The sequence below is a fragment of the Mucilaginibacter sp. genome (assembly GCF_025362475.1).
In the GTDB taxonomy this organism is placed as follows: Bacteria; Bacteroidota; Bacteroidia; order Sphingobacteriales; family Sphingobacteriaceae; genus Mucilaginibacter.
Window position 1 is genome coordinate 24786 of sequence record NZ_JANYGH010000041.1, and the last position, 15161, is coordinate 39946.

At 41.6% G+C, this 15161-nt stretch carries 7 protein-coding genes; all 7 read left to right on the top strand.

The annotated features are described in order from the left end of the window. The first annotated feature begins 249 nt into the window (after positions 1 to 249). The 7 genes from Q0R88_RS14070 to Q0R88_RS14100 all read left to right on the top strand — a co-directional run bounded on the left by Q0R88_RS14070 (position 250) and on the right by Q0R88_RS14100 (position 15131). On the top strand, positions 250 to 1287 hold the full coding sequence (locus Q0R88_RS14070) for an aldose epimerase family protein (RefSeq protein WP_295717093.1): 1038 nt from the start codon (positions 250 to 252) through the stop codon (positions 1285 to 1287). 660 nt (positions 1288 to 1947) lie between these two features. Continuing rightward, positions 1948 to 5139, top strand: coding sequence for a TonB-dependent receptor (locus tag Q0R88_RS14075; protein ID WP_295717096.1), 3192 nt, complete (start codon positions 1948 to 1950; stop codon positions 5137 to 5139). A gap of 25 nt (positions 5140 to 5164) precedes the next feature. Beyond that, a complete protein-coding gene (locus Q0R88_RS14080) occupies positions 5165 to 7075 on the top strand; it encodes a RagB/SusD family nutrient uptake outer membrane protein (RefSeq protein ID WP_295717098.1) in 1911 nt (636 codons plus the stop codon). A 53-nt stretch (positions 7076 to 7128) separates the two neighbouring features. Beyond that, complete coding sequence (locus Q0R88_RS14085) at positions 7129 to 8361, top strand: DUF4959 domain-containing protein (RefSeq protein ID WP_295717099.1); 1233 nt, start codon at positions 7129 to 7131, stop codon at positions 8359 to 8361. A gap of 31 nt (positions 8362 to 8392) precedes the next feature. Beyond that, entirely contained in the window at positions 8393 to 9604 is a 1212-nt protein-coding gene (locus tag Q0R88_RS14090) for a DUF4998 domain-containing protein (RefSeq protein ID WP_295717102.1), read from the top strand. A 115-nt stretch (positions 9605 to 9719) separates the two neighbouring features. Beyond that, the gene (locus Q0R88_RS14095) at positions 9720 to 11426 is read left to right on the top strand and encodes a hypothetical protein (RefSeq protein WP_295717103.1); all 1707 of its coding nucleotides are present in this window, start codon (positions 9720 to 9722) and stop codon (positions 11424 to 11426) included. Between the two features lie 462 nt (positions 11427 to 11888). Beyond that, the gene (locus Q0R88_RS14100; protein WP_295717105.1) at positions 11889 to 15131 is read left to right on the top strand and encodes a glycosyl hydrolase; all 3243 of its coding nucleotides are present in this window, start codon (positions 11889 to 11891) and stop codon (positions 15129 to 15131) included. Positions 15132 to 15161: the final 30 nt, after the last annotated feature.

Genomic DNA, 15161 nt, shown 5'->3' on the forward strand with positions numbered 1-15161 from the left:
AATCACAACTCAAGCCAGGATATATTTTGCTGATAAAAGCATCAAAACCACATGTGCCGACCTTGGCTTTAATGATCAGTATTGTTTTTGCGGCTGTTTAGCAAAGTAACCGGCGTCTCGCTATCTAAATACAAATTGACACGAAAAAATAAACCTTCATGTAAAGAATTAACAAGCTGAAAGTTTGTGTTTAATATTTGTCGTTTTAACAATAATATAATCTATCTTAACCTATAACACCACAAAATCATGAACAAAAGCCAAACTAAGGTATCGTGCCGGGAATGGGGCGAATATTTTGGCTCTAAAGTTTATCTTTTTAAGTTAGAAAATGCCAATGGCGCATACATCGAACTTACAAACTATGGCGCAACATTAGTTTCTGCCGTAGTGCCGGATAATCAAAATAAATACGATAATGTGGTTTTAGGCTATACATCATTAGCCGGTTATATAGCTGATGAATGCTATATGGGCGCAACTATAGGGCGTTTTGCCAACAGAACAGGGGGGGCTAAATTCACTATGGATGGTGTTATTTATAAGTTGGACGCCAATGATGGTGCTAACTCCAACCATGGCGGCTTTGCCGGTTTTCACGCTAAGGTTTTTGATCATAAAATAACTGATGAGGGCATATCTTTTACCCTGCACAGTGCTGATGGTGATGGAGGATACCCCGGTAATCTTCATTTGGTAGTAAATTACAGATGGACTGATGATAATGAATTGTATATCAGCTATCAAGCTACTTCTGATAAAAAAACAGTAGCTAATTTTACTAATCACGCTTATTTTAATCTATCTGCAAAAGGGGACGGGATATTTGACCATTCTCTTAAAGTTTATGCTGATACCTTGTTAGAAGTCGATGCGGGCTATATCCCTACGGGCGAGATAAAAACTGCTGGTAATAAGGCTTTAACAGGTGAAATTATGCTGGGTAAAATAATAGCTGACGGTGTAAAAACGGGTTTTAATGACTGCTACATTTTGAAAAACGTCGATAATAATGTGCTTAAACCTGCGGCAAAACTTACTGAAAACACATCGGGCAGAAAGTTGGAGGTGTTTACAACTTACCCTTCGGTGATGGTTTATACTGGCGATTACCTTGATTGTAAGCCTCATGGCAATTTTTTACGCCCATACCAACCCTTTGATGGACTATGCCTTGAATGTCAGTATTATCCGGATAGTCCTAATCATGCTAATTTCCCTTCAACAATATTACTGCCCGGCGATGTGTACCAGGAAACCATCGTCTATAAATTCGGCACGGTTTAAGCGTTTGAGTAGATCATCAATGATTAATGCCTGTATTTTACAAGGTAGCCGGCCTTTTATTGCAATAATGATTGTTGTTGTGCTATAAATGGATGATCTGTTGCGGTTATGCGTTAATAAATTGATGGACAAAAATTCAATCGCCCAATTCTGCTTCAGCAATAATCTATCTGCAAATAAATTTTTTCGCCTGTGCAATTATAAATAACCTTGTTGATGGATAAAACAACTTTGACCGAAATAATCAGAAAATTATCCATCTTTTTTGAAAGTTTATCCATTTTTTGATGCACTCCCGGCACCTACATTTACAATACCAATTATTAACTAAACCCATAAAGTATGTAAAGATTTTGACTCTTAACCTTAAGGGGGAAAACAGGACAATCAATTATAAATAATAAGGTACGTGGCGCTTTTGGCTAACCTTTAGGGGATAGTTATGCACTTTGATGAAGAAATTCTCCGCGTTTATTATTAAAGCCCAAATAAATCAACAAGTATCTGTAGCTCATAATTCCCTCAATAGTCCTGCGGATTATTAATAAGCCGATTTGATTAAAACCAATTGATTAAAATAATTTTTATGAATCCAATTTTATGAAACAACCTTACACATTTAGTAAAAAGCCCATGCAATTTTACCTGCGACGTTGTTTAATGCTTTTTATATTATCATTGTTTTATTGTGCCGCCTATTCACAATCAAAAATTACAGTTACAGGTTTAGTAGTTGATACTACAAAAATAAAGTTGCCAGGGGTAACTGTTTCTGTGGTGAACAATGCCAAAGTAGGTACCGTTACTGATGAAAACGGAAGGTTTATTCTTGACGTTAACGACGGCGCTGTAATAAGAGTGTCGTTTGTTGGCTTTAAGCCGCAAACATTTACAGTTTCGGCAACAAACAAGGTGTTTACCGTAATCCTTAAAGAGGATAAACTAATAGCCGATGAGGTAGTAATTACAGCATACGGTAAAAAGGAACGTAAAGAAGCTTTGGTAGGATCAGTAACCAGTATTAAGCCTGGCGAATTACGTATCCCTTCAAGTAACCTTACCACTGCCCTTGCAGGCCAGGCTGCTGGTATCATAGCCTATCAACGGAGTGGACAGCCGGGGCAGGATAACGCCTCATTCTTTGTGCGTGGGGTAACCACATTTGGTTACAAGCAAGATCCGCTTATCCTAATAGATAACGTGGAGCTATCGGCCAATGATCTTGCCCGTTTACAGGTAGATGACATCGCCAGCTTCTCGATATTAAAAGACGCGAGTGCTACAGCTCTTTACGGTGCAAGGGGTGCAAACGGTGTAATATTGGTAGCCACTAAAGAGGGTAAAGTAGGCCCCGCCAAAATTAATTTCCGTTCGGAGTACTCTTCTTCGCAGTCAACTAAAACGTTGGATTTGGTTGATCCTATTCAATACATGAATTTGTATAACGAGGCTTCATTAACGCGTGATCCAAAACTGCCTTTGCCATTTTCGCAGAGTCAAATAAATAATACCCAAAATACCATTAACGGAGGTCCGGGCAGCAACCAATACGTGTATCCTGCTGTTGATTGGTTAAATATGCTGTTTAAAAAGACAGCAACAACGCAACGTAACAATTTAAGTATTAACGGTGGTAACGCTTTAGCCCGTTACTACATTACAGGCACTTATAATGTTGATAATGGCGTATTAAAATCAGACATCCATAATAACAACAATAACAATGTTAAGTTCAGGAACTATCAGTTACGCTCAAACATCAATATAAATATTACCAAAACTACCGAGCTTGTAGTAAGGTTATCGGGCAACTTTAGCGAATACAATGGCCCTATCACCACTGATGGGTCCTTCGCTTCTGATTTGTATAATGTAGCTATCCATACAAGTCCGGTTCTTTTCCCGGCCTATTTCCCGGCCGATGATGCAAACGCCAACGCGCAGCACATTTTATTTGGCAACGTAGGTACGGCCGATGGTACAAGCAGCAATAGTATTTTGTATAATAACCCTTATGCGGCTTTATTACGCGGGCATAAAAACTCTTCAGATTCCAGGATGTCGGCGCAATTGGAGTTAAATCAAAACCTGAATTTTTTAACCAACGGATTAAAATTCAGATCGATATTTAATACCAACAGGCATTCATATTTTGATTCGCAGCTGGCTTATAATCCCTTTTATTACAACATAGGTTCATATGATAAGCCAACAGATAAGTATACCCTAACCTGGCTTAATCCACAGCCTACGGGCTACAATGTAGCACAGGAATACCTGTCTTACAGTAAAAATGAGCCAAATGCAGATACTTTCTTTTATCTACAAACAGCCCTTGATTATAGCAAGCAGCTTGGCGATCATAATATTAATGCTACATTAATAGGTACCGCGCAGCAAACCGTTTATTCAAGTGCGCAGGATCCAAAACTGCACATCACAACCCTGCAGTATTCTTTACCTTTCAGAAACTTAGGATTAGCGGGCAGGTTAACATATAATTATAAAAGCCGGTACTTTATTGAAGGAAACTTTGGTTACAATGGTTCTGAACGTTTCTCAGAAAATCACAGATATGGCTTTTTCCCAACAATTGGTGCATCATGGGTATTATCTAATGAAAGCTGGTGGAATCCAGGCATTATCGACCGCTTAAAAATACGTGGCAGTTTTGGTTTGGTGGGTAATGACGCTATTGGCTCACAACGTTTCTTCTATTTATCTGATGTTAACCTAAAGGATGGTCCTAACTATTCGCAGTTTGGTTTTGCTAACTCCTACGAACGAAAAGGGGTGTTTATCAACAGCTACGAAAACAGGAACATCACCTGGGAAACATCAAGGCAAACCAATTTCGCGGTTGAGTTTACCGTATTAAAAAACCTTAACGTTGTTGCCGAGTTTTACAAAAATCACCGGTACGATATATTACGGGAACGGTATGTGCCTTCAAGTGAAGGTTTTGAGTCACCTATCAGCTCAAACTTAGGCGTAGCAGACTCAAAAGGCATTGACCTTTCTGCAGATTTTAAACAAAACTTTAGTAATAGCCTGTGGGCATCTTTCAGAGGTAACCTTACCTACTCAACTAATAAGTACACTTATATTGAAGAGCCTAATTACAAAGAGCCATGGAGGCATTTTATTGGCCAGCCAATAAGCCGCGGTTATGGCTACATAGCCGAAAGATTGTTTGTTGATGATCAGGAAGCCAAAAACTCACCAACGCAAAGGTTTAGCGATAATGGTATTGCCCCACAGGGTGGCGATATTAAGTACAGGGATTTAAATAACGATGGAAAGATAGATAATCTTGACCAGGCGTTTATAGGCTACCCGCAAACGCCGGAGATTGTTTACGGTTTTGGTTTCTCTACAGGTTTCAAAGGCTTTGATCTTTCTGCATTTTTCCAGGGACAGGCAAGGGTATCTTTCTTTGTTGACCCAAGAAAGGTGAGTCCTTTCATCCCAAGTCCTGATCCTTATGTGTACGGTAATACCCAGGTTTTACAGGGCTTTGCAGATAGTCACTGGTCCGAGGAACACCAGGATCTGTATGCCGCCTATCCAAGGCTGGGTGTATCAAACAAAGTGATTGAAAATAACTTACAGCCCAGCACATGGTGGCTGCGCGATGCCAGCTTCCTGCGGTTAAAATCATTGGAGGTAGGATATACCTTACCAGCCCGGATATCAAAATCATTGAAGGTAACTAACATGAGGATTTACTTTAATGGGTTGAATTTACTAACCTGGAGTCCCTTCAAAATGTGGGATCCGGAGCAGGCAGGAAATGGTTTTGGTTACCCGATACAAAAAGTTTTCAATGTTGGCCTTAACGTGAATTTATAATCATAAACAGCTTAAAACAGACGATATGAGATCATATTATAAATTTATATTACTCGCGGTGCTTTGTTTCAATGGCCTGTCGTGTAAAAAATACCTTGATGTAGCCCCCGATAATGTGGGTACTCTTGATTATGCCTTTAGAAACAGAAATGAAGCTGAAAATTATCTTTTTGGTTGCTACTCAACCATGCAGCAAACATCAAACGTTATTTACAACGCAGGTTTCACTACTTCGGCAGAAATTATTTACCCCAATAATTTAATTACTAACTTCTTTGACCAGGCAGGTTTTAACCTGATAAGAGGAGTACAAAGCACCGGCAACCCGGTACTTAATTACTGGGGTGGTAATGTTGGCAGTGTAAAAATTTTCCAGGGTTTAAGGCGGTGTAATATCATGCTCGAGAACATTGATAAGCCAATTGACCTTAGCGCATCTGAAAAAAAGAGATGGATTGCAGAGGTTAAATTCCTGAAAGCATACTACGAGTATTACCTGATCAGGATGTACGGACCGACTATATTAATCAAAGATAGTTTCCCGATTGACGCGCCGCCTGAATCATTAAAACGCAAAAGAGCATCAACAGATGAAGCATTTGCTTATGTAATATCATTACTTGATGAGGCAATACCAGATTTGCCGCCGGTAATTGAAAACCAGGCAAAAGAGTTTGGCCGTATTACCAAATTCATAGCCATGTCTGTAAAAGCCGAGGTTTTAACAACAGAGGCCAGTCCGTTATTTAACGGTAACCCCGATTACGTAAGCTTTAAAGATCATGATGGTAAAAACCTTTTTGCAACTACCTATGATGCTACCAAGTGGCAAAAAGCAGCCGATGCCTGTAAAGCAGCTATCACCGAGTGCGAGGCACAGGGCATACACCTGTACAATACAGCGCCAACAACCGGTATAGGTAATGTATCTGATGAACTGAAGAAGATACTTACACTACAGTCTGCTGTTACAGAAAAATGGGAACAAAACCCGGAGTTGGTATGGGCCTTAAATTATGGTTTTGATTACCAGGGTTATACCATACCAAAACTTACCTCAAAATCTGTTAGTATGGCAAATACCTATCCCTCAAACTGGGCGGTACCTATTTCAGAAGGTGATTTGTTTTACACTAATAATGGCGTGCCTATAAATGAAGATAAGACATTTGATTACGCAGGTCGTTTTACACCACAAACCGGTGATGATGCCAACAAGCATTATATTAAACAGGGTTACGAAACAGCCAAGCTGCACTTTAACCGCGAGCAACGGTTTTATGCAAGTATAGGTTTTGATGGTGGTATTTGGTTTGGTAATGGAGTGGTTGATGAAGATAAGGCTTATTACGTGCAAGCCCGCGGCCCTTTTGCAGTATCGGGCCCAAAGAGTTTTAACTCCACCAATATTACAGGTTACTGGCCTAAAAAGCTGGCTAACTATCAGTCTGTAATGGACGATAGCTTTCAGCCTATTGCTTTCCATATGCCCTTGATCCGTTTATCAGGTTTATACCTGCTATATGCCGAAACGTTGAACGAGGCATCCGGTCCAACACAGGAAGTACTTACTTATATTGATAAAGTACGTAACAGGGCAGGCTTAGGCGGCGTACAGGCGTCATGGTCAACCTATTCAAAAACGCCGGATAAACCCAATACAAAAGAAGGTTTACGCCAGATAATTCACCAGGAAAGACGAATTGAGCTAAGCTTTGAAGGCCAGATAGGCTGGGATCTGCGCAGGTGGAAAGAGTTACAGGATGTATTGAGCAAACCATTGCAAGGCTGGAATATTAACGAGGGTAACTCTGTTAATTATTACCGCCCGCAAACGGTAGTATTGCCGCTATTTGGATTAAAAGATTACCTGTGGCCTATAAGCACAACAGATGTTATCGTTAATGAAAATCTTACCCAAAACCCTTACTGGTAGGCGTATAGATATTCATTTGAAAGTTTATAATGATTAATATAAAAATATAAATTATGAAGAAGATAAATAACCGCAGGTACCTTAACTGGTTAATGTTAGCCCCGGTTTTGCTGGTGATGCTTTTAGCATCATGCAAAAAAATGGAGTCGAACATTGAGGTGGTATCAAACGATAAAACAAAACCCGGCCCTATAACAGCTGTTAAGGTTGAAAACTTAAACGGCAGCGCGAGGCTTACTTATACCCTGCCCGATACCAAAAATCTGCTTTACGTTTTGGCAAAATACAATATAAATGATACCAAAAGCAGGGAAACCAAAGCCAGCTACTACACCGATACCATTATGGTTGATGGATTTGCAAAGGCAAAGGAATATACAGTCACGTTATATGCCGTAAGCAGGGCCAATATCATGTCAGATCCGGTTACAGTGAAGGTGAACCCAACAACGCCTAACTACGAGTTGATCAACAGTAATTTGGTAGCGACGGCAGATTTTGGAGGCGCTAACTTTTTTGGATTTAACCACAATAAGGTTCCGGTTGCTATTCACGTTATCACTTTTAATGAAACTACCAAGGTTTATGACGAACAGACTCCTCAATATATAAGTGGAGATACCATCAATGTTTCTGCGCTTGGTTTCCCGGCAACACCTAAAAAGTTTGGTGTTTTTACCACAGATAGATTTGGGAATATTTCGGATACGGTTTTTACCACGTTAACACCCTTGTATGAAATAGCCCTTGATAAAACCAAGTTTTTCACTTACCACCTGGCAAGTGATAGTCCTATTGGTTACGGTTGGGAGTTTAAATATTTCTTTGATGGTAACAAAGGCGATCCCGGATGGCACACGCTTAGCAATGGTTTAAAGATAGGTACGTTTGGTTTGGGCGTAACTGCAAAAATAAGCCGTGTAAGGTTGTATAACAGGTTGCCAGATATTTATGGCTATCAAAATAGCAGGCAGTTTACCATATGGGGTGCAACTAAAGATAACCCACAGGATTACGGGCCATGGCCTGCAACCATCACTCCTGAAGGTACCGTACTTGGCGACTGGGTAAACATGGGTAATTTTGTTTTCCCAAATCCGCCATCGGGCTTGCCACCGGGCCAGGCTAACCAGGCCGATATTGCTTTTGCCGCAGATGGTATTGATTTTAAAATGCCAAGAGTTGCGCCGGCTGTGAAATACATCCGCTTTCAGTGCACCCAAACCTGGGCAGGGCTTGATTATGTAAATGCCAAGGAGATCACCATATCGGGCAATCCGTTGTAATGCAGTATGTAGTTAATTAAAAATTAAGAAAATGAAAATCAAACTTACCATTACTGTTCTCCTTGTTATAGGCTTTGCAATCTTCGGCTGCAAAAAATATGATACGGATTATAAGAAATTTTTAGATCACAAAGAGGTTATATATCCCGGTTTGGCTACAGGTGTAGGTTACCATCCGGGTAACTTAAGAGTATTACTGGTTTGGCATCCAAGTCCCGACCCAAGTATCAAAAACTATGTGGTTTCCTGGAACAACGGTCTCGATTCGGTAATAGTTAACGCTACATCTCATAGTCCGGCAGATTCAATTACGGTTTCAATCCCCGGCTTAAAGGAGTATGTGTACAGTTTCAGGATAATTGCTCATGATAATGACGGTAACACATCAGTGGGGCAGGATATCAACAATGTAAGGGTTTACGGAGCGGTATATGTATCAGCGCTGTTTAACCGGGGCTACAATACGGCAAATCCGTACCAGTTAAATGACGATGGATCTGTTACATTATATTTTAATAAGGCAGATACAGGAAACGTATCCACCACCATAAAGTATACCAATAAACTTGGAGTAACGGCCGAGAAATCATTCGGACCGAAAGATAAATCGGTAACATTAACAGATTATAAATTAGGTACGCCTCTTCAGTACCGGTCGGCTTATAAGCCAGTTGCGGATGCTGTAGATGCTTTTGATGTGAAAAACTATGACGATTTCCCTATAATATACAATGTTGTAGAGTGCGATAAATCATTATTTAAAGCATACAACCTGCCAACCGATGTGCCATCGGCCTATGGTTGGGAAACCTATTATTTATGGGATAAAAGCACCAATGAACCGGGTTTCCATACTCCGGGTCAGGATTTTCCTATCTGGTTTACTTTTGATATGGGGCAGCAGGCGTCATTAGCTAAAATGAAAATATGGCAGCGCACATCGGGTTTATATAATTACGGAAATCCAAAAAGGTTTGAAATTTACGGAAGTAATAATCCAACCTCAAACGGCGATTTCAGTAACTGGGTTAAGCTGGGCAGTTTTACCTCGGTTAAACCATCTGGTTTACCTACAGGCCAAAATAGCCAGGCCGATGCTGATTTTGCAGCAGCCGGCGAACCATTCACTTTCCCGGCTGGTTTAGCATCATACAGATATATCAGGTTCAAAGTATTAGAAACATGGGGTGGCGGAAACTACTTCCATTTACTTGAACTAACAATGTACAAAATAGACAAATAGGTTTATAAATTGGTTAAAATTGGTTAAAATTGGTTAAATGGAGGCCGGTAGTTTAATAGCTGCCGGCTTTTTTGCTTAAACATTTTTCTTATATTTAGTTCAAATCACCTTACACATGAAAAAACTGATCGTATTTGTTTTGCTGGCCTTTCCATTTTGCGTGTATAGCCAAACTTTCAGAGTAAATATTGATGCCGCGCTTGGCGAAAAAGACCTGGATGGCAGGTTGTTACTCCTGCTTTCTAAAAATAATAAGGCCGAACCCCGTTTCCAGGTTGGCGATGCTGCAAATACGCAACTGGTTTTTGGTATGGATGTTAACGGGTGGAAACCCGGCACTACTCAACTGGTAGATGTGCAGGCCGTTGGTTACCCGCTTGAGCGTTTAAGGGATGTCCCGGCAGGCGATTATTATGTGCAGGTACTGTTGCATAAATACGAAACCTTTCATTTAAAAACCGGCCAAACAGTAAAGTTACCGATGGATAGGGGCGAAGGACAGCATTGGAACATAGCGCCGGGTAACATCTATTCGGCGCCAATAAAAATCCATTTTGATCCGGCGGCATCAAATGAGGTATTGCTTACTATTAATAAAACCATCCCGCCAATTGAGGCGCCAAAGGATACCAAATATATAAAGCATATCAAAATACAAAGCAAGCTGCTTACCGAATTTTGGGGCAGGCCCATGTATTTAGGCGCCAATATTTTGTTGCCCGGCGGTTTTGATGAGCATCCCAAAGTAAAATATCCGCTGGCCATATTTCACGGGCATTTCCCGGCAGATCTGGAGGGTTTTAGCACTACGCCGCCCGATAAAAATTTAAAGCCGGATACCTCTGCACGCTTCCATCTTATAGGTTATAATAAAATTGTGGAACAGGAGGCGTATGACTTTTACAAACAATGGACTGGTCCAGGTTTTCCGAGGGTGCTGGCGATTGAGATTCAGCATGCCAATCCCTATTACGATGATTCTTACGCTGTAAATTCAGCCAATTTAGGTCCGTATGGGGATGCAATAACTTATGAGCTTATCCCCGAAATAGAGAAACAATTTCGCGGTATAGGAAAAGGCTGGGCCAGGTTCATGTACGGCGGCTCAACAGGCGGCTGGGAAGTACTGGCCGCGCAAGTGTTTTATCCCAACGAGTACAATGGTTGCTATGCCGCCTGCCCGGATCCGGTAGATTTTCACCACTACACAACCATCGATATTTACAACGATAAAAATGCCTATTACCCCGCAAGCGATTTCAAAAAAACACCCCGCCCGGCAGAGCGCGATTACCTTGGTCATGTAAGCGCTACCTTAAAAGAGGTGAACCAGCGCGAGCTTGCCCTGGGCAGCCGCAGCCGAAGCGGCGACCAGTTTGATATATGGGAAGCTGTTTTTTCGCCAATGGATAAAGACGGATATCCTCAACGCATTTTTGATAAGTATACGGGTGCAATTGATACCAGTGTGGCCGCTTACTGGCGTGATCATTTTGATCTTACCCACATCATTCAGCGCGATTGGCCAAAGATAGGAGCGAACCTTAAAGGTAAAATTCATATTTATGTAGGTGATATGGATACCTATTACCTCAACAACGCGGTTTACAGTGCCGAGGATATGCTTAAAAAGTTAAACAACCCCAACTGCGGCTGCGAAGTTGACTACGGCGACCGTGCCGAACACTGTTGGAATGGCGATCATTCCCAACCCAATTATATCAGCAGGCTGCGTTACCACCAGATGTTCATCAAAAAATGGGCAGCCGAGGTTAAAACAAGAGCACCAAAAGGGGCAGATTTAAAGAGCTGGAGGTATTGAGTTTAGGTTATACATGGGGTGTTGACATTTATCGCTCGGGGACTTGGCAGGAACATGATTAATTTTTAAAACACATCAATATTTTTCCTTTAAATAAACCAGTGGCGTAGCCGCGGCTAATATTGTAACAACGGATTTTAATCCGTTGAAAAAGCAGCAACTATAAAAAGAACCCTAGGTTCGGCCCATGTGCTTAGCTGATTAAATGGACAGTGTCGGTATCCTCTTAAAAAATATTCACCCAGATAAAAGTTTGCTATTGCATATTTGACTTACGCACCCCGTTTAAATTTACGTAAAAAGCGGAACAGACTGTTCATGACAGTTATGGCATCTCAATTATTTAGTTTTAACTATTATCAACCATATAAACGGAAATTTTATTGTGTGCTTTTTTTTACCACGTCCTTTATTTAAAAGGAGTACGCATAGTTATTTTACAGTGCTAAAAGCTTTTAGTCAATGTCAAAAAATATCATCCTTCTATCGTTATTATTACTTGCGTTTATTGACAGCAATGCTCAAGGGCAGGGTTCAATTAAGAAAAACAATAAAATTCCTTCACTGGATAGCAGGTTCATCCATCCTCCTGATTCCATTCAGACCAGCATTTACTGGTATTGGATGTCCGACAACATTTCCAAAGAGGGCGTTGTGAAAGATTTACAGGCAATGAAAAGCGTAGGGATTAACCGGGCTTTCATTGGCAACATTGGTTATGACGCCACGCCATATGGAAAGGTTAAATTGTTTTCGGCCGAATGGTGGGATATTATGCATACAGCGTTAAAAACCGCTACCGCATTAAATATCCAGATAGGGATTTTTAACGGTCCCGGCTGGAGCCAAAGCGGCGGCCCATGGATAAAGCCGGCGCAATCTATGCGTTACCTGGCTTCATCAGAGGTGCAAGTGAAAGGTGGCCAAACTATCAATTTATCATTGAAGAAACCGGGCGCCGATTTTCAGGATGTGAAGGTAATTGCATTTAAAGCGCCTAAAAGTTTTGGAACATCAATTATTGATCTTAAACCCAGGATCAGCACCTCTGTCCCGGTGGATAATATTGCCAATATCACGGATGGAAATCAGTCGACAGAAGCCGTACTGCCAGCCTCCAAGTCGTTTTCTGTTGGTCTGGAAACAACCAATGAATTTACGGCGAGAAGTATTACGATCTATCCTTCACATCATCCTTTAACCGCAAAGGCTGAGTTACAGGCAGAGGATAATGGTGTTTATAAAACGGTTAAAAGCTTTGATATTGACCGCAGCAACAATAGTTTAAATGTAGGATTTGATCCGTATGGCCCGGTGGCTGTATCTATTCCTGCCACAACGGCTAAAAAGTTCCGGGTGATATTTAGCGATGCTTCGCCTGGCTTTGGTGTTGCCGAGTTGCAGATCTCCGCTGCTCCGGTGGTTGAACGTTACATCGAAAAAACGCTGGCCAAAATGTTCCAGACGCCGCTGCCTTACTGGAATGAATACCAATGGCCTGCCGAGCCGGTGATCAATAATAACCAATTAACTATCGATCCGAACAATACCATAGATATATCAACCGATATGGCTGCTGATGGCACCTTGAAGTGGAACGCTCCTGCCGGAGATTGGGTAATTATGCGTACTGGAATGCTGCCAACAGGTGTGCAAAATGGACCGGCATCGCCAGAGGGTACAGGTTATGAAGTTGATAAAATGAATAAAGACCATATAGAGGGGCATTTTAACGCTTTCCTTGGCGAGATCATGAAACGTGTACCTCCCGAAGATCGCAAAACCTGGAAGGTGACCGTTGAGGACAGCTATGAAACCGGTGGCCAAAACTGGACGGACGGTTTACTGGGGAAATTTAAAGCAGTTTATGGGTATGATCCGCTCCCCTACTTGCCTGTTTTAAAAGGTTACGTAGTTGGCAGCCAGGACAGGAGCGATCGATTCCTTTGGGATCTGCGACGTTTTATTGCCGATCGGGTTGCCTATGATTATGTAGGCGGATTGCGGGACGTAAGCCATAAACATGGCCTGACTACCTGGCTGGAAAACTATGGGCACTGGGGTTTCCCGGGTGAGTTTTTGCAATATGGCGGGCAAAGTGATGAAATAGGCGGGGAGTTTTGGAGTGAAGGTAGCCTGGGCGATATCGAAAATCGTGCGGCATCTTCCGCTGCGCATATCTATGGAAAAAATAAAGTATCGGCAGAGTCTTTTACCGCAGGCGGCGGGGCATACCTGCGCTACCCCTACATGCTAAAAAAAAGGGGCGACCGCTTTTTTACAGAGGGGATAAATAATACATTACTGCATGTTTTTATTTCGCAACCATCTGAGGATAAGGTACCCGGTATTAATGCCAATTTCGGTACTGAATTTAACCGGCATAATACCTGGTTTAGCTATATGGATTTGTTTACCGGTTATTTGAAAAGAGATAACCTTATGCTGCAACAAGGGAAATACGTAGCCGATGTAGCTTATTTTATCGGCGAGGATGCTCCTAAAATGACAGGTATTACCGATCCCAAACTGCCGGCGGGCTATTCTTATGATTACATCAATGCCGAGGTAATTAAAAATCGTGTTAAGGTGCTTAACGGTAAACTGGTTTTGCCCGATGGTATGAGCTATAACCTGCTGGTGTTACCTAAACTGGAAACCATGCGGCCGGAGCTTTTAACCAAAATTAGAGACCTTGTATTGCAGGGTGCTCACATATTAGGCCCTGCACCGGAACGCTCTCCAAGTTTACAGAATTATCCTGCTGCGGATGATCTTGTTAAAAAATTAACTGCCGAACTATGGGGCAGCGTTAATGGCACAACTTTAAAGCAAGGCAGTTTTGGAAAAGGAACGGTAATGGCAGGCATGGATATGCAATCCGCCCTAAATATCCTGAACATAGCTCCTGATTTTGATTCGAAGACAGAACAACCGGTGCTTTATATTCACAGAACTACGCCCGAAGCGGAAATATATTTTGTAAGTAATCAAACCGAACAGGAGATTAATATTGCGCCATCTTTCAGGACAACGGGCAGGCAACCCGAATTTTGGGATCCAGTAACAGGCGCTACCCGTTTACTCCCTGAATTTTCATCAAAAGATAAAAAAACAACAGTTCCGCTAAGTCTGCAGCCATTGCAAAGCGCGTTTATTGTTTTCAGGAAACCGATTGATAACAAAAAACAAAATGGTGTCAACTTCCCGGCCCAACAACCGGTTATGGATATAAAAGGACCATGGCAGGTAGCCTTCGATGCCAAAATGCGTGGCCCTCAGCAAACGATAGTATTTAAGGAATTAACAGATTGGACAACCTCAGCAAATGATAGTACCAAATATTACGCAGGCACAGCAGTTTATAAAAATACCTTCCAGCTTTTAAAACCTGCAAAAGGCGCGCGTTTATATCTTAACCTTGGCGATGTTAAGGTGATGGCTAAAGTAAAAGTAAACGGTATTAACGTGGGCGGTGTATGGACTTATCCTTACCGGGTTGATATTACCAATGCAGTTAAAAATGGTTCAAACACCCTGGAAATATCGGTAGTAAATAACTGGATGAACCGCCTGATAGGCGACAGCAAGCTACCTGCAGATCAGCGCAAAACCTGGACAAGCAATAGCCTTTATAACCCAAATAGTGGTTTGCAGACATCGGGTTTGATGGGACCGGTTACTATTACAACCGTTAAATATTGAAAAATAAGAGGTACCCGAAGTTAAATCTCC